Origin of the sequence: Alkalihalobacillus alcalophilus ATCC 27647 = CGMCC 1.3604, from assembly GCF_000292245.2 — a bacterium.
In the GTDB taxonomy this organism is placed as follows: domain Bacteria; phylum Bacillota; class Bacilli; order Bacillales; family Bacillaceae_D; genus Alkalihalobacillus; species Alkalihalobacillus alcalophilus.
The window spans coordinates 50,551-69,404 of sequence record NZ_ALPT02000011.1 but is presented as its reverse complement, the minus strand read 5'-3'; the positions used below and the strand labels follow the sequence as shown (position 1 = coordinate 69,404).

The 18,854-nt window shown below is 35.4% G+C and carries 21 protein-coding genes and 4 pseudogenes; 20 read left to right on the top strand and 5 right to left on the bottom strand.

The annotated features are described in order from the left end of the window. Positions 1-20 precede the first annotated feature (20 nt). A pseudogene (locus BALCAV_RS21525) lies at positions 21-470 on the top strand (RNA-guided endonuclease TnpB family protein); the annotation flags it as partial. Positions 471-735: 265 nt separating this feature from the next. Here BALCAV_RS21525 and BALCAV_RS04635 read toward each other — a convergent pair. Continuing rightward, complete coding sequence (locus BALCAV_RS04635; protein ID WP_003322830.1) at positions 736-1,242, bottom strand: DUF5684 domain-containing protein; 507 nt, start codon at positions 1,240-1,242, stop codon at positions 736-738. Between the two features lie 822 nt (positions 1,243-2,064). On the opposite strand from BALCAV_RS04635, the gene BALCAV_RS04625 reads away from it, so the two are divergent. Beyond that, complete coding sequence (locus BALCAV_RS04625; protein WP_003322827.1) at positions 2,065-2,439, top strand: hypothetical protein; 375 nt, start codon at positions 2,065-2,067, stop codon at positions 2,437-2,439. Positions 2,440-2,559: 120 nt separating this feature from the next. Here the strand turns inward: BALCAV_RS04625 and BALCAV_RS04620 are convergent, their stop codons facing one another. Then, on the bottom strand, positions 2,560-3,012 hold the full coding sequence (locus tag BALCAV_RS04620; protein ID WP_040323612.1) for a hypothetical protein: 453 nt from the start codon (positions 3,010-3,012) through the stop codon (positions 2,560-2,562). Between the two features lie 307 nt (positions 3,013-3,319). Here BALCAV_RS04620 and ccsA point away from each other — a divergent pair. The 7 genes and pseudogenes from ccsA to BALCAV_RS04590 form a co-directional block, all read left to right on the top strand. Then, positions 3,320-3,487: pseudogene (ccsA, locus tag BALCAV_RS21520) on the top strand (cytochrome c biogenesis protein CcsA); the annotation flags it as partial. A 170-nt stretch (positions 3,488-3,657) separates the two neighbouring features. After that, positions 3,658-3,867 carry an SHOCT domain-containing protein gene (locus tag BALCAV_RS04615; protein ID WP_003321611.1) on the top strand — a complete coding sequence of 70 codons (210 nt, stop codon included), beginning with the start codon at positions 3,658-3,660 and terminating at the stop codon, positions 3,865-3,867. 87 nt (positions 3,868-3,954) lie between these two features. Then, positions 3,955-4,857, top strand: a complete 903-nt coding sequence (locus BALCAV_RS04610; RefSeq protein ID WP_040323591.1) for a F510_1955 family glycosylhydrolase — start codon at positions 3,955-3,957, stop codon at positions 4,855-4,857. Positions 4,858-5,503: 646 nt separating this feature from the next. Then, positions 5,504-5,773: pseudogene (locus BALCAV_RS21515) on the top strand (transposase); the annotation flags it as partial. Between the two features lie 83 nt (positions 5,774-5,856). Then, positions 5,857-6,498: a ferric reductase-like transmembrane domain-containing protein gene (locus tag BALCAV_RS04600; RefSeq protein ID WP_040323589.1), complete on the top strand. Its 642-nt coding sequence runs from the start codon at positions 5,857-5,859 to the stop codon at positions 6,496-6,498. A 298-nt stretch (positions 6,499-6,796) separates the two neighbouring features. Then, positions 6,797-7,357 (top strand): YdcF family protein, encoded by a 561-nt coding sequence (locus tag BALCAV_RS04595; protein WP_003323730.1) that lies wholly within the window; start codon positions 6,797-6,799, stop codon positions 7,355-7,357. Positions 7,358-7,417: 60 nt separating this feature from the next. Continuing rightward, a pseudogene (locus BALCAV_RS04590) lies at positions 7,418-7,648 on the top strand (NUDIX hydrolase); the annotation flags it as partial. Between the two features lie 82 nt (positions 7,649-7,730). Here BALCAV_RS04590 and BALCAV_RS04585 read toward each other — a convergent pair. Beyond that, entirely contained in the window at positions 7,731-8,300 is a 570-nt protein-coding gene (locus BALCAV_RS04585) for a GNAT family N-acetyltransferase (protein WP_003323732.1), read from the bottom strand. Positions 8,301-8,390: 90 nt separating this feature from the next. On the opposite strand from BALCAV_RS04585, the gene BALCAV_RS21065 reads away from it, so the two are divergent. The 8 genes from BALCAV_RS21065 to BALCAV_RS04545 all read left to right on the top strand — a co-directional run bounded on the left by BALCAV_RS21065 (position 8,391) and on the right by BALCAV_RS04545 (position 15,244). Continuing rightward, entirely contained in the window at positions 8,391-8,675 is a 285-nt protein-coding gene (locus BALCAV_RS21065; RefSeq protein WP_052044338.1) for a DinB family protein, read from the top strand. Between the two features lie 237 nt (positions 8,676-8,912). Then, complete coding sequence (locus tag BALCAV_RS04575) at positions 8,913-9,227, top strand: hypothetical protein (RefSeq protein ID WP_136445941.1); 315 nt, start codon at positions 8,913-8,915, stop codon at positions 9,225-9,227. A 139-nt stretch (positions 9,228-9,366) separates the two neighbouring features. After that, positions 9,367-9,729, top strand: a complete 363-nt coding sequence (locus tag BALCAV_RS04570) for a VOC family protein (RefSeq protein ID WP_003323736.1) — start codon at positions 9,367-9,369, stop codon at positions 9,727-9,729. Beyond that, a complete protein-coding gene (locus BALCAV_RS04565; RefSeq protein ID WP_003323737.1) occupies positions 9,729-10,292 on the top strand; it encodes a winged helix-turn-helix transcriptional regulator in 564 nt (187 codons plus the stop codon). The genes BALCAV_RS04570 and BALCAV_RS04565 overlap by 1 nt, the downstream gene beginning before the upstream one ends. Positions 10,293-10,527: 235 nt before the next feature. Next, a complete protein-coding gene (locus BALCAV_RS04560) occupies positions 10,528-11,586 on the top strand; it encodes an ABC transporter ATP-binding protein (protein WP_003323738.1) in 1,059 nt (352 codons plus the stop codon). A gap of 188 nt (positions 11,587-11,774) precedes the next feature. After that, a complete protein-coding gene (locus BALCAV_RS04555) occupies positions 11,775-12,875 on the top strand; it encodes an extracellular solute-binding protein (protein WP_003323739.1) in 1,101 nt (366 codons plus the stop codon). A 31-nt stretch (positions 12,876-12,906) separates the two neighbouring features. Beyond that, a complete protein-coding gene (locus BALCAV_RS04550; RefSeq protein ID WP_003323740.1) occupies positions 12,907-14,586 on the top strand; it encodes an ABC transporter permease in 1,680 nt (559 codons plus the stop codon). 88 nt (positions 14,587-14,674) lie between these two features. Then, complete coding sequence (locus BALCAV_RS04545; protein ID WP_052044337.1) at positions 14,675-15,244, top strand: alpha/beta fold hydrolase; 570 nt, start codon at positions 14,675-14,677, stop codon at positions 15,242-15,244. Between the two features lie 153 nt (positions 15,245-15,397). On the opposite strand, the gene BALCAV_RS04540 is transcribed toward BALCAV_RS04545, so the two are convergent. Beyond that, complete coding sequence (locus BALCAV_RS04540) at positions 15,398-15,811, bottom strand: Lrp/AsnC family transcriptional regulator (protein WP_003323742.1); 414 nt, start codon at positions 15,809-15,811, stop codon at positions 15,398-15,400. 123 nt (positions 15,812-15,934) lie between these two features. Here BALCAV_RS04540 and BALCAV_RS04535 point away from each other — a divergent pair, with 123 nt between their 5' ends. From BALCAV_RS04535 to BALCAV_RS22685, 3 genes are all read left to right on the top strand, one after another. Then, positions 15,935-16,339 carry a carboxymuconolactone decarboxylase family protein gene (locus BALCAV_RS04535; protein ID WP_003323743.1) on the top strand — a complete coding sequence of 135 codons (405 nt, stop codon included), beginning with the start codon at positions 15,935-15,937 and terminating at the stop codon, positions 16,337-16,339. A gap of 919 nt (positions 16,340-17,258) precedes the next feature. Further along, positions 17,259-17,888: a TetR/AcrR family transcriptional regulator gene (locus BALCAV_RS04530; RefSeq protein WP_003323746.1), complete on the top strand. Its 630-nt coding sequence runs from the start codon at positions 17,259-17,261 to the stop codon at positions 17,886-17,888. Next, a complete protein-coding gene (locus tag BALCAV_RS22685; protein WP_003323747.1) occupies positions 17,866-18,111 on the top strand; it encodes a hypothetical protein in 246 nt (81 codons plus the stop codon). The genes BALCAV_RS04530 and BALCAV_RS22685 overlap by 23 nt, the downstream gene beginning before the upstream one ends. A 484-nt stretch (positions 18,112-18,595) precedes the next feature. Here BALCAV_RS22685 and BALCAV_RS04520 read toward each other — a convergent pair whose 3' ends face one another. Continuing rightward, entirely contained in the window at positions 18,596-18,778 is a 183-nt protein-coding gene (locus BALCAV_RS04520; protein ID WP_003323748.1) for a DUF4083 family protein, read from the bottom strand. Between the last annotated feature and the right edge of the window lie 76 nt (positions 18,779-18,854).

Here is an 18,854-nt window from a genome sequence, read left to right as displayed (position 1 = left end):
CGTTACAGGCTAAAAATTAGGGTATTCATCTATTTGATGCCAAAAACTATCAGAAGCAAAAACGTAAAGTCGCTAGATTGCACGAAAGAGTCAGAAACCAACGTGACGATTTCCTTCACAAACTAAGTACAGACCTCATCAAAAACCACGATATTGTCTGTATCGAAGATTTGAACACCAAAGGAATGTTACGTAATCATAAGTTAGCTAAATCCATCTCGGATGTATCATGGTCTGCCTTTGTATCGAAATTAGAATACAAAGCGAAATGGTACGGGAAAACCATTGTGAAAATAAGCAGGTGGTATCCATCTAGTCAAATCTGTTCCGAATGTGGACATCAAGAGGGCAAGAAATCTCTTGAAATAAGGGATTGGACGTGTCCTATTTGCGATAAACATCACGATCGAGATATCAATGCCAGCCAAAATATTCTAGCTGAAGGGGTAAGAACCTTCCACACGGCTTAAAACAACATCCAGAACCGTAGGAATCGACGGGGATAGCTTGGTCCATAAGAGAAACCTCTGTCGGCAAAGAAATCGGCTGGCAAGTACGCTCTGTTCCCAAGAATCTCCCACTTCAAGCGTTAGCTAAGTGGCGAGTAGTTCAATTTTGCTTATTCAAGATACAGCTATACAAGTTTTTCAAAAGATCATAACTTAAGCTTTTGGAGGAGATTAAAGATACATATATAATTTTGGGTATAGCGAAAAGTAGCTATACCCAAAATTATTAATATTTATTAAGCGGATCAGGTCCATCGATCTTTTTAATATCAGCATCTGTCAGTTTTTCGTTGTTTCGTAGAATAAAAATGAGAATAGGGAAAAGGATCCCCAGCGTGATGACACTAAATATGGTAAACGGTATCGCCTGACTACTATATCTTTCATAAAGTAAGAACATCACATAAATACCAAAGACCAATGATGCGATTGAAAGCAGAAAGCCAATAACGGGAATAAAGTCTAATATGATTGATCCTACGACAAGCCCAGGATAAGCAAGTGGTATGTGCTGCTTCCATGATTGAGTGGATTGCCTTTCAGCGATTAATCCCATTAAATAGAGGTTTAAAAGTGGAACAAAGGCCATCCAAGAGTTAGCAAGCCCTTCCCTCTCTGAAAGGCGTTTTAAACCGAACGCTAATAATAAGTAAAGGGTAACAGCGATGGCAATAAATAATAAAATAAAAATTAAAAATGCACCTGCAAGCATAACAGCTACTTCACCAAGCATTATAATTCCTCCTTTTTTATAGAATTGGTAAAAAATTGTATAATTTGGATTAAATGGTATGTTGAAAGAAATTATCTTTTTTGTAAAAAAGTAATAGTTATCGTTTTTAAATGAACTTAATAGGTCTAATTACGTAGGATGATGTAAAATTCGCTTAGGTGAATATCCTTAATAGCAACTATCGCTTTGGAAAGTTTGATTTTTATGCCCATATGTTTTTATTATATTCATGGTTGGATGCAAATAAAACATCATATGAAAAAAAATTAAAGAAAAAATTAGTAGTAAAATAGGCCCGCTTTTTGGTTTTGAACAACATGGATTTGGGAATAAAACATTAAGCACGATTTTTAAAATGGAGGTTATATTATGTTGCACCCATATGAGGTTACGCTTTTTCGACGAGACATCATATTTCTGGAAAAAGTAAAAGCTAAAGCAACGGCCCACGACCCTTCCTGTCCATATATCACAATGATTAATGACCAAATCTATTTGCTAAAAGAAGCCATTAAAAAACTTCATGAATCACAATATAGATATTTAAAAAATATATGAGCAGGTAAATGAATTGGACGTGAAAAGGAGCATCAACTGATCAAAAGGTTGATGCTTTTTAAGTTGAGTTATTTTTAAAAAGGGTATTTTTTAACTAAGGACTCATTCGCTTGAAAAATACTCTATATATTATCCTGTTTTTTTCTAATTTTGGTTGTTTAGTATAGTTGCTGACGTATTATAAAATGGTTTGTAGCACTTTTTGACAAAAGTTATCTTTGTAACAATATTCATTTAAATTACGAAAAAAATGGGGGCGTACATATGAAAAAGGTTTTAGGTTTGTTTAGTATTATGTTTATAAGTATGGTGCTGGTGGCTTGTCAAAGTCCGAGTGCAAGTGAACCGCCAACTAATAAACTGGATGAAGAAGCATATGATGAACAATTAGAAACGAATGGTAATGAAGGGACTGAAACGGAAGGTACCGAATTAACAGAAGAAGCGGAAAGTGAATCAGTAATTGCAAAAAGTAGTGAGGAAGATACAGTAAGTGATAATGAACCAACAAATGGGGTCAATCTAACGGTAGATACGATTCATTTTGATGAGGAGTTTATTACGGTTGATGTGACTTTATTAATGGACATAACTATTCATCGGATTTATCTAACCGAAACAGAAAAGGAATCATTTTAACTGACGATACAGGGTTTCACTATCACTTTTTGCCTCCGGAAGATAATGAGAAATTCACAATTGAACCTGATGAAAGATTATCTGGTTCCCTTATCTTATTGGCTAATTAAAAGAAGACGCTCAGTCATTAACATTAACGTTCAGTTTAATTCCTGAACGTTCGCTATGATAAACCGCCCAAGGAAGACGTGTCTTCCCAACCGTAATCCTAGTCGAGTCCACAATCAGGATGTCCTTCACCTTTGACAGATTCATCGCTCGCCGCGTCAGCAAATTACACTTGAAAACGATTAAGTGAAACAGATTTTTCATCATGTTGTAGTCTATCTCACTTGCCTTTTTTGAAAGAGTGGAATGGTTAATCTGCGGTAATCCATATTGCTCGCCCGCATCAGTGCAGTGTCGGTAGCTCTTCCACACATTCATCGATGCACAGATTAAGTATTTGATAAGAGTGAGAACGTTGAGTTTGTGTGCTGTATCTTGATAGAGAATGGCACGTTGTATGCCTCCTAGTTCTTCTTCTAAAACAATCTTTTGAAGCAAATTCGGGAATATGGTATTCTTGTCCATGGGACACCTCTTCTTGAGTTTGTGGTCGGCAAACTTCATTCTACAAGATGGGTGTCCTTTTTGTATTCTTTTTTTTGATTTTATTGGTTAATCAACACTCATGATAATGGGTCCTCTTAATATTAAGGGGCTCATTTTTTATGTCATAGTGATTATATGAATAGGATGTGACAGATTTTCCAATTTAGCATTTCTCCATGATTCCTTCACAATTTCTCTTTATACTCTTAACTATTGTAGGTTTAAAGCCTAGTGGTAATATGTCAAGCACTTTAAAATAAAGAATTGGAAATTAAATGAGGTAAAACTTTTTGAAGAAGTTAGTTACAGATCGATTATTATTGGTTTTCCAGTTTTCGCTTTAGGTGGATTAATATTTGCCATGATTTGGGCTCAAATCGCTTGGACACGATTTTGGGGTTGGGATCCAAAAGAAGTATGGTCTCTTATAACGTTTCTTTTTTATGCTGCTTATTGGAAGAATGAATTGGATTAAAAAATATACAAATCTTATTATGAAATTTAGTGGAATTTTAATGATTATATTTGGTGTATTTTTATATTTTGATTGGATGACTAGAATTACCTCTTATTTAGTAAATAATATTTTTAATGGTTTTATGGGTTTTTAAAGGAGGAGATCGTATGTTTGGAGATTCAGCTGAAATGATGTCGTATATCTTAAAAATGGGATTTGTTGCACTTGCTCTGCTTTTAATCATTTATTTAATACTAAGGCTTTTGTTTCGTTTGGAAAGTAAAGCGAAGTCTCCCTATGCCATTTTGGAGGAACGGTACGCAGCCAGTGAAATCTCAGAAGAAGAATTTGTAAAGAGAAAGAACATGTTAAAATAAAAGTTGTCACTCTATCGTAGAAGGTTTTAACGATATAGTGAGCAAATTTCCAACAAAAAGAAAACACGTTTAAAGGGGATTATTTCAATGAAAAAAGGATTAATGGCTAGTATGATTGCTCTATCTCTATTTGTTATATTAGCATGCTCAAATGACACAAATCAGATCGACTCGTTTATGCATATTCATGGATTAGAATATTCACAACATGACGAGAGTATTTTTCTAGCTACACATATGGGCTTAATTAATTTAAATGAAGACAGCTGGGAATTAGTTGGTGAGCCAGAACATCAGCATGATTTCATGGGTTATACAATTATAGATGAGGACGTGATGATCTCAAGTGGACATCCTGGTGTTCGATCTGACTATGTTGATCCATTAGGGGTCATTATTAGTAATGATTCTGGGGAAACATGGGAACCAATTGCACTATATAAGGAAGTTGATTTTCATCTTCTACATGTAAATGAAGGAAACCAAGAATTCATGTATGGAATTGATGTGTACAACTCAAACCTATATCGTTCAAAAAATGGAGGATATGATTGGGAGATGGTTGATACTACAGGATTACCAGGACCTGTAGCTTCGGTTCTTTCATTAACGTCTCATCCGCAATCTCCTGATTACTTACTAGCAGGAACTGAGACAGGACTGTATGAATCATCTGACGGTGGTCAAACGTGGGCTTTAAAAGAAAGTAATCTTAGCGCAAGTTCTTTCCAAACTCTTGATTCTGATTCAGAAGATTTAGTAGCCTATCTCTTTGGAGAAAAGGAAGGCTTGTATTTTAGTGAAGACTTTGGAGAAACATGGGCATCTCTGTATTTTAGGGTAGACGATGATTACATTATGTATATTAGTAACCATCCAACAGATGATCAAATGTTAGTACTCGGATCAATGAAACAAAGTATTTATGAGACAAAGGACTTTGGGAAAACGTGGGAAGTATTGGCAGAGGAAGGAAATATAAAGAATTAAAAAGGTTAATCAATGAAACAGTAAGGGGTAAATGAGGCAAACAGTCATTTATCCCTTTTTCGCTTTTTATTACAGGTAGATAGTAATTATTAATTTTTTCATTTGTAAAAAGCTCCTAGAAGTAAGTGACTCTCTATTAAACTAACATGAAAAATAAGACTAGGAGGTGACCAAATTTACCCATTTGGAAAAATGAACTTGAGGATACCATTAACCCGAACGCTCGAAGCTGTTTTTTACATTACTGTTAAGAAATATGTGGGATTTTGTAAAAAACATGGAAGTAAACAGATTCGTTAAAAATATTAGTAGTAGTATAGATATAGAGACCACCAACATCTAGAAAAGTTGATGGTCTTGAAAGAGATGAATAAGTGCTATAATTCGTTAAATGAAAAAGGTTTTTTGAAAAGTCTTATGAACTTCCAAAGCAATGGGGCTTATTATTAAAAATAAATGGTGAGCCTGAGTGTTCAAAAAATTCTTTTGGTTATGTATTTTAAGTTTAATAGCTAGAAACAGATGAAGAGATTAATAATTAGTAAATCGTTACGTTCTGCACGAAAAGGCCCTAAACAATCTCGCAAAAAATTTGATGATTATTGTGCAACGCAAGCGTAAGTAAGATCAAGATCAGCGGCTTTTTGGCGAGCGAAACAGTTATTCCAAAACAGATGTCGATGCCACGTTTATGCGGATGAAAGACGACTATATGAAGAATGGCCAGCTCAAACCAGGGTACAATGTTCAAATCGCCACCGAAAATCAATTTACGCTCGCTTATGATCTCTTCCCAAACCCAACTGATACTCGCACGCTGATCCCTTTTTTAGAGACCATTGCTGATCGGGTCTTTGAATTACCTGAGTATATTGTCGCTGACGCCGGATATGGCAGTCCTCGTTTTTATGCTTATCAACAATTTTTTCTTCTATGCCATCTTCATACATTCTACAAACATGCAGGGTATACTCCTACAGTAGATTGAGGAGGTGTGCGATGAAAAATAGTACTTATAGACAAATAGTTATAGGGGGATTTTCTCTTATATTAGCTTATCTATTTTTTCAAAGTAGAGAACTCTGGGATCCAATGCATGCTTGGAACAGAGCATTTGCAGATGTATCATTACTATTATTAAGTGTAATTTTGCTTCTAGGATCCCTTTCTAAAGTATTCAAAACAATTAGAAAATGGCTAGTTTGGAGGAGAGAACTTGGGATATGGACAGGTATTACTGCAATTGTTCACGTATTGATTATCCTTGATGGCTGGGTTCAATGGGAAGTATTCCGGTTCTTTTTCGTTTTTAGTCCATTTGCAGGGGATTGGGTATTGCATCCTGGGTTTGCTTTAGGTAATTTATTGGGGATTGTAGCGTTGGTATATGTTCTTATCTTACTATTAACTTCAAACACGATAAGTAAAAAGGTATTGGGATTAAAAGCTTGGAAACATGTTCAACAAACTGTACATGTCTTTTACCATATGGTAATTTTGCATACAGCTTATTTTATTTTTGTACACAACCCAGATTCACCTAATTGGCTACAAGCACCCTTCATCATTACTATTACATTAGTCTGGCTAAGCTCTTTAATAGGATTTTGGTTTACCGTAAAAGAAGCTAGGAGAAAGTAAAGGTAACTAAATAAGTGGTTCCTTACTAAGGTTAGGAGCCATTCATTTTGTTGTCATAAGAAATTAAGCAATTAGCTTTCTTAAAAATAATTTCATAAACCCTCTTCATGATTTCTACACAATTTAGTGCAATACTCTATAACACAAAGCTTGTAAGACTAATTTTAAATAGGATGTAGAAAGAAGGAAATTTATTGATTTACTTGAACTGGCTTGGGCAAAAATGTACTATTTCGTTATTGTTTATGACCAATTGAGCAATTTGATTTGGTTAATAGATTTAAAAGGAGAATAGATATTGGGAAATCCTTTTGATTGTTTAACGGATTTAATTTTTGTTGAAACGAAAATAGCACAAGCAGATATCATTTTAATTCCAGGGGCAAGTCAAGCCTCCTTAATGGAAAGAGCGGTTGAATTATATAAAAGAGGTCTTTCGCCATATATCCTACCATCAGGAGGAGAGGGCAACCGGCAAGTAGAAACGACGGAATGGGCGTTTTTAAAAGGAATTGCTCTTGAGAACGGGATCCCTGAAGAAGTGATTTTGAAAGAAGATAAAGCTCTTCATACTTTTGAAAATGCTCGTTTCTCACTAGAAGTATTACGTATGAGTGGAATAGAGCCCAAAAAAGTTATACTAGTGTGCAAAGCAACCCACTCGCGGCGTGTTTTATTAACATATCAAACCGTTTTTCCAAAACAAACGGAATTTATGATTTCTCCGATCATCGATAGGACAGGGATAACAAAGGAAAACTGGTTTTTATCAGAAGAAGGGATCAATATTGTAATGAAGGAAGTAGAGAAAATCGGTTTGTATTTTGGCAAGCATATTCCGAATTGGGTGAGTCGCTAGGGTTCAAAGTTACATGGGCTATTGAGCGACTTTTATTTTTACTAGAGGAGGAATTTGCAAATGTTCATTGTTAATGTTGAAGGAGCGATTAGAAAAGACGGTAAGTGGCTTATTATTGAAAGAAGTAAACAAGAAGAGCATGCGGGTGGATTGCTTGCATTAATTGGAGGAAAGGTTGATGTGGAAGGAAACACAAAAGAAATTTTAGAGAGGACCTTGGCAAGAGAAATTTTTGAAGAAGTTGGAGTGAAGATAAAAAACGGTGCCAAATATGTACATAATTCTTCTTTTCCGTTTCTACATAAAGTGTAATTGATAGAACCCAGCATAAATAACTTTACAAGTTGGGTTCTATCATAAATAATAAATTCAATTAATCCTTCAATAAATTCTCTTCAAAATGTCGTTTAATCTCTCCCCATTCTTCTATAATGATGCTGTACATTACAGTATGGCGGATTTTTCCTTCTTTTCGGATCATGTGATTTCTAAGAATGCCCTCTTTTGTTGCTCCGATTCGTTCAATTGCTTTTTGGGAGCGGATATTCTCATGGCCTGTTTTGATTTGTACCCGATTTAATTTTAGTTCTTCAAAACAGTATTTCAATAATAAGTATTTGCAATTCGTATTAATAGTTGAGCGCCAATAGGTTGGATTTAACCATGTAGAGCCAATCTCGACACTTTTATTGGCAGCAGAGTAATCGAGGAACCAGGTTACACCAATGATTTCTTTACTTGAATGGTTCACAATCACAAAGGCAAAGTCTTTTCCTTTTCTTTGTAAGGCATCGTTTACATATTGGGTAACATTCTCTTTTTCCATTAAATCAACAGACATATGTTTCCAAATTTTAGGGTCATGTGCAGCTTGGAAAATGTCTTCAACATGTTCTATACCAATTGGAATTAATTGAACAACAGAATTCTGAATTGTTTTCATCTAAATAAATTCCTTTCATGATTTAGTAGATTGTTAAGTAAAGAATGTATACAATTTTAATAGATAATTACGAAGAAGGCGAGTGAATTTATGGAGAAGATAAAAAAAGAAATTCTCAAACATTATAATGATTCCATTTCTTTTGTAGAATCATTAAATGAATTAACAGATAATCAATGGAGGTTATGTATTCAGGATGGAAAATGGTCTGTTGCTGAAATAATCGGTCATTTCATACCATGGGACGATTTTGTCTTAAAGAGGAGAATTCCTTACTTTTTTAGTGATGAAGACTTTCCAAAGGGCCCTAATGTCAATCAAATGAATGATAAGTCTTCCTTCAAAGCAAGGAACCAAAAAAAGAAGCGACGATAAAGGACTTTGTTAACACTCGAAGAAATTTATTGCTTGAATTGAATAACATTCCAACGAATCGATGGGAAGATGAAATGGTATTAGGGAACAGTCGATTAAAAATTAACCAATATTTCAAGGGCTTGATTGAACATGATTTACATCACTTTAGGGAGATTGATCATTTTTTAAACCAAAAAGGGATTAAACTGAAGGCGAATAGCCATATTAGACATAATTAAAGGAATGGGGTTGAAAGTGTTGTATGTAAAAGTCTATGAATTCTTTATTCAAGAAGATAAAGTAGAACAGTATTTCAATATTCAAAATCGAGCTGTTGAACTATATAAGAAGCATTTAAACTGTGAAGTTATGTATTTACAATGCACAACTGATAAAACAAAATGGATGGAATTTTCAAAGTATGTAAGTGAAGAAAATTATAAAGAAGGATTAAGCAAAATTAATATCGAACCTGAGATTCAAAGTCTATTTAAGCAATTTGAAAGCTGTTTATTGCCGGAAAATCAAAAAATTGAGGAATACAACTACTACTTAAGAATGGAAAAGTAAATAAAATGATTGTTTAAAAAGGCGGCTGAAATGGGTCGTTCTTTTTTGTTTAGATTAAGTTTAAATTTTCTGACTTATCATTTACTACCGTATATATACTTCGTATAATTTCGGTATCAAAGGTGTAAGGAGTGATTCAATGTTTAAGTCTGGATTTACGGTTTGGTATAACGTTAGTAATATGGAGCGAACGATTCAATTTTATACAGAGCAATTAGGGTTTGTGTTGGATTTTCAGGATAAGGATAATGGTATGGCGTGCGTGCAAACAAATACAAAGGATTGTTTTATCGGTTTTTCGGAGGCAGTAGAGGTTATCTCTACTAAGGCTTCGGTTGTGTTTGAGGTTGAGGATATCGAGGCAGCAGTGAAAGCGCTTAGCCAAAAAGGGATCGAGTTTACGAGTGAGATTACGACGATTCCTGGCTTGGTTAAACTAACGACCTTTAAGGATCCAGATGGCCATAATCTTGAGTTGTCACAAACATTAATGGGGATATAATGGAGCAAGCTGCTTATCTGGTGCACATCACGAAAGAGCTCTCTGGAAGATGGACAATTCCAATTTTACTTCATCTTGAGAAAACTGGTGGTAGGTTTACTCCTTTAAAAAACCAGTTGCAAATCTCTCCCTCAAGACTAAGTAATAATCTGAAGTTGATGTCAGAAGCTAACCTGATTCAATACATTTCACCTAATGAGCGCCATCATCCATTATTACCTGAATATCGACTGACTGATAAAGGTCGTTTTATGAAAGAAGTGGCACTTATTCTTACAGAAGCAGAAGAAAGGCTTGGGTGTGGTGTCTTAGCGACCAAAATGTGGAATTGGCCAATTTTAGTGGCGATCTCAAATCACTATACCCAATTTAATGAAATCAAGCAGCTTCTTCAAACGGCCACACCAAAGATTATTTCAACAAGGCTAGGTGAACTAAAAGAAGCCTCAGTAGTAGAAAAAGAATTAATAATTGAAGCAAAACCTAAATACATTTATCAGCTTAACGCTTTTTCTGCTCCCATTCTCCGTGAGACAAATCAAGACTTGTTGAGCATTCTCTAAGTTCTCTCTCATTTTGGAAACATATTAATGAGAAGGGGGCTTTTTTATGTTGTTTTAACGATAAGTTTATAGTTTGAGCTATATCAAAAATCTATAATTTAGTACAAATTATTCATGATGAGACTAATTATTGCGATAGAGATCATTGACCCTTTTTTTGTTTACATGTTACAATTATTATTCAGAATGATATTCATTATCAATGCTAATAAATTGGATGAGGGGGAACGACAACATGAGCTTTATCCACCTTCAGAATATAAGTAAGCAATTTCCTAATGGGAATCAACTTGCTGTAAACGAAGTCAATCTTGCTATTGAGCAAGGTGAAATTATAACTTTACTAGGTCCAAGTGGCTGTGGAAAAACGACGATGCTAAGAATGATTGCAGGATTTGAAATTCCCTCACATGGAGCGATTTTAATTAATGGTCAATATGTTTATAACAACAAAGAAAATATCCCACCAGAAAAGCGTGGAATTGGAATGGTCTTTCAAGATTACGCATTATTTCCGCACTTGACGATTGAAAAAAATGTAGCTTTTGGTTTAAATAAATGGAAAATTTTCGAGAAAAAACAAAGGGTAAAAGAAGTTTTAGAGTTAGTTGGTCTACTAGAATATGCGAAACGTTATCCAAGTGAATTATCGGGTGGGCAACAACAACGAGTCGCATTAGCTAGAGCACTTGCTCCAAAGCCGCATGTAGTTTTAATGGATGAGCCTTTTAGTAATTTAGATGCTGGACTTCGGGAAAAAATGCGATACGATGTTACGGCTATATTAAGAAAAGCGAACACGACAGCTATTATCGTTACTCACGATCAAAAAGATGCATTTGCTGTATCCGATCGAGTCGTTGTCATGAATCAAGGAATCATTCAACAAATCGCTTCACCACGAGAAATGTACCGCTGTCCTAAAAATTGTTTTGTCGCTCAATTTTTAGGGAAAACGAATTTGTTACAAGGGAAAATCTGTCCAGATATGAAACATGTAGATACATATATTGGACGTATTTCATTATCTAATCAATTGTCAGAAGTTATTGATAATGTGCAGATTTCGATTCGTCCAGAAGGATGTTTATTAGTAGAGGATGGTTATTATTCTGGTAGAGTCAGTAAAGTGACTTATAGCGGCGAATATCAGGAGCTAGAAGTGGTGTTAGGCAATGAGAGCGCTTTAAATGAAACGATGATTTTATATGCACCTGTAGAACAAGAAATTGAGCTTGATGCAAATATTTCTTTTAATATCAAACCTGAATCGGTAGCATTGGTGGAGGCATAAAGAAGAGAAAGTCCCTACGTAGAAGGGGCTTTTCTCAAGCCCACTATAAAGAGTATATTTTTATAGTATGATGTAAACTATTTTCAAAATGTTGTTGACATACTTCGAAAAACTAGGTATATTAAAGAAGTCATTGATAATGATAATCATTATCAATAGGATTTTAAACTTTTCGGAGGTGCCATTTAGTGTTTAAGAAAAACAAGCTAGTATTACTATCTATTATCGTATTATTTATTTTTGCTTTAGTTGCGTGCGGAAACGAAGACAGCAGTGAAGGCAATGACAACGCTTCATCAGAAGGAACAGAATCTGATGCAAATGAAGAGGTTGTTGCAGAGGATACAGGAGAATTGGTTGTTTATTCTTCTAGAAATGAAAATTTTGTTAATTCATTGTTAGAGAAATTTACAGAAGAAACGGGAATTGAAGTACAAGCTCTTCATGCCGGTGATAATGCTGTAAATCGTATTAAAGGAGAAGCTAGCAACGTTCAAGCGGATATCTTTATCTCTAATGATATTGGGGCATTAGAAAATTTAAGATTAGAAGGGTTACTTGAAGGTTCAAACCCAGAAAATATTGAATCAATCGAAGAAATTTACCGTGCCGAGGATAACTCTTGGTTTGCATTATCTGCTCGTACACGTGTGTTAATGTATAATAAAGACTTGATTACAGAAGAAGAAATGCCAAAAACAATTGAAGAATTAACTAACCCTGAATGGTCAGGAGATTTCGCAATTACACGTGGTGGAAATGGTGCGATGATAGGACATGTTTCTGCGCTTCGTAATGAGTGGGGCGATGAGAAAACAAAAGACTGGATCAGCGCCGTTCAAGAAAATGCTGGTGCGATTTTACAAGGCCATGGAGATATCCGTCGTGCCGTTGGAGCTGGAGAGTTTAAGTTTGGTTTAGTAAATAACTATTACTTCCACCAACAACTACAAGAGCCAACTGATAATAATGTTGGTGTTATTTACCCAGACCAAGGTGAAGGAGAAATGGGTGCGGTAGTAAATGCAGCAGGAGTAGGTTTAGTTCAAGGAGCTCCAAATGCAAAGAGTGCTGAAGTATTTTTAGATTGGATTCTTGAAGAAGAGAATCAACGTGAATTCTCTTATGAATCTTTAGAAGTACCAATTAATCCTAATGTTGAAGCAATTGAAGGTGCAGCGACGATTTCTGATTATAAAACACATGATATGCCTTTACGTGACTTAGGGGAAGTATGGGAAGATACACGTAATTTAATCGAGGAATCTGGTCTGGATTTAGATCTATAATAAAGATAAGGCGAGTAGGAGTTGTATCAAGATGAGTCATCATGAAAACAATGATAAACAACATAAGCAAGAAACTAAGGATGGGGATATTTTATCTCCATCCTCTCGCCGTTTTTCAATTAAAGAGTTTGTATTAGGGAAAAAAGGGAGCAAACCTGGAGGCATTCTATTTATGTTTGCCGTCGTAACGGCTATTATGATGGCGATTCCGGTCCTTTATGTAATTGGGATGTCATTATTTGCAGGGGCCGATCGTTGGATAAGCTTATTAGATTCGAGGATTCCACGATTAATTTGGAATACATTAAGTTTGACGGTAAGTGTAACATTTGCCGCTGTCGTTATTGGAGTGGCCTTAGCATGGCTTGTTAATCGAACTTCTTTACCAGGCAGGAAAATGTGGCAATGGCTCTTAGCTTTACCTCTTGTTATTCCCCCGTATGTTGGAGCTGTAACGTATATTATTGTCTTTGGCCCTAGAGGTTGGGTTGCACGGGAATGGGAGTCACATGATTGGTTAGTAAATCTTATTGGTGAATATTCTTTTAATATTTATTCATTTACGGGCATCTTTTTAGTGTTAACTCTATTTACATACCCATACGTTTTCCTGATTGCAAGTGCGTCTATCAGAAAGATGAACCGTAACTTTGAAGAGGTTGCACGGTCGCAAGGATTATCAACATGGCAAGTTTTTTGGAAAGTTAATCTGCCCTTTTTAAGACCGGCTATAGGAGCGGGAGCTATTCTGATCGCTTTATATGTTTTGTCTGATTTTGGGGCAATTGCGATGATGAGGTATACAACATTTACCGCTGCGATCTACTATCAAATGGGGAGTTACGATAATGTGTCAGCGACTGTTTTAAGCGTTGTTTTAATCGGTTTGACATTAATTATTCTCTGGATTGAAGCAAAGTCAAAAAAGAAACAATCTTATCATCAATCAAGTAATTCTTTTAAAGAGACCGATAATCTTCCACTTGGAAAATGGAAATGGTTCGCTACATTGTTTGTCTGGTTTATATTTATAATCTCAGTTGTTTTACCAATTGGTGTGCTTATATACTGGTCTGTCTTAGGAATTCAAGAAGGGGCATTAAATGCGAATTTTTGGATGTATGCTTGGAATAGCATCAAAGTTTCAGGATTAGCTGCAATTATTTGTATGATTATGGCTTTACCAGTCGTTTATTTACGATCCAGATATCCATCTAGAGTTTCTTATTTTATTGAAAAAATTAGTTATGCAGGTTATGCTCTTCCAGGAGTAATTGTGGCACTAGGGATTATTTTTATATTTAATAATCATATACCAGTTCTTTATAATACCTATTATTTGATTGCTTTTGCTTTTGTAATTCGTTTCTTACCGCAAGCTATGCAATCAACAGATGCCTCATTGAGTCTATTATCACCACGAATGGACGAAGCGGCAAGGAGTCTAGGGCATCCGCCATGGAAAGTGTTAATTAAAGTCATTATTCCATCGATTTTGCCAGGTATTTTGGCTGGTGGAGCATTAGTTTTTGTTAGTAGCATTAAAGAATTACCAGCAACATTATTATTAAGGCCACCAGGTTTTGACACGTTAGCTGTTAGGATTTGGGTGGAAGCGAGTGAAGCGATTTATCATATGGCAGCACCAGCCGCTTTATTAATCGTCATCGTGTCTATTATTCCATTACGATATTTATTAAAGAAATATTGACTTAATTGAGCCTGATTTTTACTATGTCAGGCTTTTTTGTCATAGTTCTTATAGGAGGAATGAAATGCCTAAACAAAACCATAATTAGGTGAAAGAAATCATTGTTCCAGTAAACGACACTCATTTATTTGTGAAGTTATATAAAAATCACGAACACAAGCCAACTATCATTATGGAAGCTGGTTATGGTGATAATTCGACGACTTGGGATAGTATCGTGAATGAATTATCTGAATTGGCAAATGTTCTTGTTTATGATAGGGCTGGGTTAGGGAAAAGTGAAAAAAGCGGCCATCCTAGGACGAGTCTGCAGATGGTAGAGGAGTTGAATTCACTCCTAAACTACCTTGATATTGAACTTCCATACATATTAGTAGGTCATTCATTTGGTGGTGTAAATGCAAGATTATTTGCTTCTACTTATCCTCATAAAGTGGGAGGATTAGTTTTGATTGATTCAACACCGGAGCTTTATAAAGAAAGATTTCTTCCGACGATGTCGCACCAGTTTCAAGCCACATATAACCAGCAGTTTACGATTGAAGGAAATTATGATGAGTTCATGGAGAGTTTGCAGCAGCTAAAAGATCGGGTTGAACAGAAGAGTAATATCCCTTTAAAAGTCATTTGTGCTGGCAAAAAGGCAGAAAGATTATGACGTAAGAAACTCATCCAAAATAGAGCAAGTGAGAAGCCCCGGAGGCTCCCGACTCACCCACGATTGCTGTGGCATGTAGCTGGCGGTAAGCTACATGCTCCAAACCTATTCTAACTAACAAGACTTTTTCAATGGCCTCATTAGTTAACTCTATCAAACCTTGGAGAAAATAAAATAGGTCGAGGTGTGAGCAAGTGGATTGACATTATCAATAAATTGTTCAACATCACCGATTTTCTCAAAATGCATTTTAAGCATAAAACAAGAATTTCCAGCTATTCGGTAACAGAATTCAACATTAGGTAGTTGCTTAATATAAGTTTTAAATCGTTGATATTCTCCATTTTTTATCGTGGCTTCAATGATACATTGTACGGGGAGTCCTAACTTCTCATAATCGACTTCTAACGTATATTTTTTTATGAGGCCATAGTATTCCATTTGTCTAACTCTTTCTGTAACAGTTGGTGATGACAAACTTACTCTTTTCCCCAATTCAGTCATTGATATACGACTGTTTGTCATTAGTTCCTCAATGATTTTTTTATCTATTTCATCAATTTTCATTTTTAATGCTGATACCTCTCATTTCCTTGAAATATTTAAGTATACATACATAATACCTTAAAAACTTTATAGAGAAACAACTTTATATTGATTATATTTAGATGTATTAAAGGAGGAGATGAAGTGGATAGAATAAAAAAATCTGCATACGGTCAAACATCGTTCCAACAACTGCTTGGTCATAATCGAAATATATTAACTAAATGGACCGATTTAGGAGATGAACTTGAAAAGGACGGTAGTTTATCTGCTCAACTAAAAGAACAAGTACGAAGAAGTCTTGCGCAGCAAAATCATTGTGAATACTGCAAGGCAAAAGGTGGACCAAATACAGCTATTTTTGATGAAAAAACGTCATTAGCCGTCGGGTTTGCTGAGGTGGTAGTCAAACAAAATGGAAAGATGTCAGAGCCGATGTTTGCTGTGTTAAAAGAAGGTTTTTCCGATAAGGAAATTAGTGAATTATGTGCGTTTATTTGTTTTACAATCGGCCAGCAATATTTTGGGGCTGTGATGGGGATAAGGTGATTTTTTGATAAAGGAACGAGCGGTAGATGTTTCCGATTATATTGAAGGAGGTTTTTATTAGCCGATTCTTAAATGGGGTTGACGGTTGTTGTAATTACTGTTGAAGTTTAGGTAACTTTAGTGAACGGAGGTTTTCCTTTTGATCGATCATTCTAACTTTGAAGCGTTAATTTAATACGTTCAAAGGCTCTGCTTATGCCGAGATAATAGAATTGATCTGTCTTTTAGAGGAAAACCATTTATATGTGGTGCAAAAAGAGGCTCAATGACCCTCTTTTTTGTTTACCTACATTAAGTCATTACAACCAATATTCGATCATTTTGTCAAATATTTTTTGAAGCGATTCAATGATTCGTTTTGAGGTAAGAGTTGTAAATATAATGGGTATTCTCTTAAAGTTTCATTTTATTTATGTTGAGCATAGGCCGCTGCCTGTGCTTTTTGTTTGTTAATAAGTGTTTTTTATAAAAGGGAGGAAGATGTATAATGACATCTGCAAGTAAGAATAAATTAAGGGTATGGTTTATAACTGGAGCTAGTAGTGGGCTTGGATATGAATTTACGAAAAAGGCTTTAAGAGACAAAAGTTAAATAAGGCAGGTTATATTTTGTGTAAATCAGCAAGCTCGATTACTTAAGAATAATGAAAAAAAGACGTCCATTCGGACGTCTTTTTTGGCGTTTTGCGGCGAGAGACGGCACTCCACATTTGTGCCTGCCATTAAGGCATGTCAATCTCGTCTTATGCAAATTAGCTCATCGCTAGATCAGTATAGCATCATTTCTTTAAAAAGGGAAGTGGCTACGGACAAATGGTGGTAGTTACTAAAAAAAGCTTAATGGGTAAAAGGTTAGTTGACATTTGGATAAGTGGTTTTATAATGAATATATATTCATTCATTAAAAGAGGTGGTTTTAATGCCTAGAACAAAGGAACAGTATGAGGCTATGAGAATGGCTACAAGAGAAAAAATTCAATCAGCTGCGATCAAATTATTTACTCAAAAAGGGTTTTCGGCAACGAGTGTTCAGGATATTGCAAACAAGGCTCAAGTTAGTACAGGTCTTATGTATCGTCATTATAAATCGAAGGATCATTTGTTTAATGAACTTGTTAACGTGGCCGCAACTGGCTTGAAAGAAAATGTTGAAATGTTTCAGAGTGATGCTTCCCCAACAGAAATTATTCAAAGGTTAACGTTGGAGATTTTAAATGATCTCAACAAAAATGAGCAATTTTCGGAGTTTCTTATGCTTATGAATCAGGCTAGTACAATGGAGAATCCACCACCAGAAGTGAAATTTTTAAATGAACAAAGTGAAGCGATGCTGAATCAATTGGCTATTTTGATTAAAAAGGGTCAAACGCTTGGACAATTTAAAGACGGAGATGAAAAGGAGATGGCCTTCTTTTATTTAGCTACATTACAAGGCCTTACAAATATTAGGTTAACGATGAAGGAACGTTTTATCTCTCCGAATCCTAAAATCGTCATGGCATTTCTTATGAAGGAGGCAAATGATGATGGAAATCAAACGAGCGAGTGAATTAGGTGAAAAGGCAAGGGAAATGGTAAGTCAGGCTTTTGTTGATGGGTTTGGTCATGACCTTAGGTTTTTTTCAAAGGATAAAAAGAAGCTCGCTAAGGCTTTAGAACATATGTTTAATCTTGATGTTTTTTATGTTGCTTTGATTGATGGAGAGGTTGCAGGTATTACGGTGTTATCAGATGGTCACACCCAATCGATTAACCATGACAAAAAGAATTAAGAAAGCACTTAGGGCTGTATAAAGGAACGATTGCTAATATCGTCTTCAAAAAAGAGTTTCAACAACCGTCCACTAAAACTGGAGAAAAGGTGGCCTCCGTTGGTTTTGTCGCAACGGCCGAGAAATATAGAAGAAGAGGTGTCGCATCAGCCATTATAAAAAAACCATCTCTTTGCTTTGCCAGAGTACAATGAGTACATTCTCGACGGAGTTGCAGATATCAATACAGGTGCGATTAAATTATACGAAAAACTAGGGTTTAAAGAGGTTAAACGTGTTAAGCAAAAACATAGCAAGCTCAGCGGAATTAACTATTACTTATATATGAAGTATGAACAAAACGAATCAAGGCTTTAAAAAAAGGGTAGGTGAACAAGACCAACAGTTCACACTATCCTTTTTGGCACCCTTTTCACTCTATACAAAACGAATACTACGGGGCGACTAGCAGTCTTCGTTTTGTGGCCATTTTAGCATGGGCTTTCTATTTCTTTTCTTTCTCCAGTATTCCTATTACTTTATCCAATTTCTGTTCAAGCTCTTTTTGTTGATTCTTTTTTTCTTTTGAATTCATGACTAGCTTTATAATCAAATAAACGAACAAGATAATAAGTCCAACAGAAATTATCTGATAAAGGATTGATCCCCACGGAATGTCGTACTGCATACTTTTAACCTCTTTTCTTAATTTAAAATGGAATTCTCTATCGATGATAACATTTTTTTACACAATCGTTAAGGTA

Bases quoted from the DNA above. Each gene is read 5' to 3' on its own strand.
- BALCAV_RS04635 (WP_003322830.1), bottom strand. From the start codon at position 1,242: ATGCTTGGTGAAGTAGCTGTTATGCTTGCAGGTGCATTTTTAATTTTT.
- BALCAV_RS04625 (WP_003322827.1), top strand. From the start codon at position 2,065: ATGAAAAAGGTTTTAGGTTTGTTTAGTATTATGTTTATAAGTATGGTG.
- BALCAV_RS04620 (WP_040323612.1), bottom strand. From the start codon at position 3,012: ATGGACAAGAATACCATATTCCCGAATTTGCTTCAAAAGATTGTTTTA.
- BALCAV_RS04615 (WP_003321611.1), top strand. From the start codon at position 3,658: ATGTTTGGAGATTCAGCTGAAATGATGTCGTATATCTTAAAAATGGGA.
- BALCAV_RS04610 (WP_040323591.1), top strand. From the start codon at position 3,955: ATGAAAAAAGGATTAATGGCTAGTATGATTGCTCTATCTCTATTTGTT.
- BALCAV_RS04600 (WP_040323589.1), top strand. From the start codon at position 5,857: ATGAAAAATAGTACTTATAGACAAATAGTTATAGGGGGATTTTCTCTT.
- BALCAV_RS04585 (WP_003323732.1), bottom strand. From the start codon at position 8,300: ATGAAAACAATTCAGAATTCTGTTGTTCAATTAATTCCAATTGGTATA.
- BALCAV_RS21065 (WP_052044338.1), top strand. From the start codon at position 8,391: ATGGAGAAGATAAAAAAAGAAATTCTCAAACATTATAATGATTCCATT.
- BALCAV_RS04570 (WP_003323736.1), top strand. From the start codon at position 9,367: ATGTTTAAGTCTGGATTTACGGTTTGGTATAACGTTAGTAATATGGAG.
- BALCAV_RS04565 (WP_003323737.1), top strand. From the start codon at position 9,729: ATGGAGCAAGCTGCTTATCTGGTGCACATCACGAAAGAGCTCTCTGGA.
- BALCAV_RS04560 (WP_003323738.1), top strand. From the start codon at position 10,528: ATGAGCTTTATCCACCTTCAGAATATAAGTAAGCAATTTCCTAATGGG.
- BALCAV_RS04550 (WP_003323740.1), top strand. From the start codon at position 12,907: ATGAGTCATCATGAAAACAATGATAAACAACATAAGCAAGAAACTAAG.
- BALCAV_RS04540 (WP_003323742.1), bottom strand. From the start codon at position 15,811: ATGAAAATTGATGAAATAGATAAAAAAATCATTGAGGAACTAATGACA.
- BALCAV_RS04530 (WP_003323746.1), top strand. From the start codon at position 17,259: ATGCCTAGAACAAAGGAACAGTATGAGGCTATGAGAATGGCTACAAGA.
- BALCAV_RS22685 (WP_003323747.1), top strand. From the start codon at position 17,866: ATGGAAATCAAACGAGCGAGTGAATTAGGTGAAAAGGCAAGGGAAATG.
- BALCAV_RS04520 (WP_003323748.1), bottom strand. From the start codon at position 18,778: ATGCAGTACGACATTCCGTGGGGATCAATCCTTTATCAGATAATTTCT.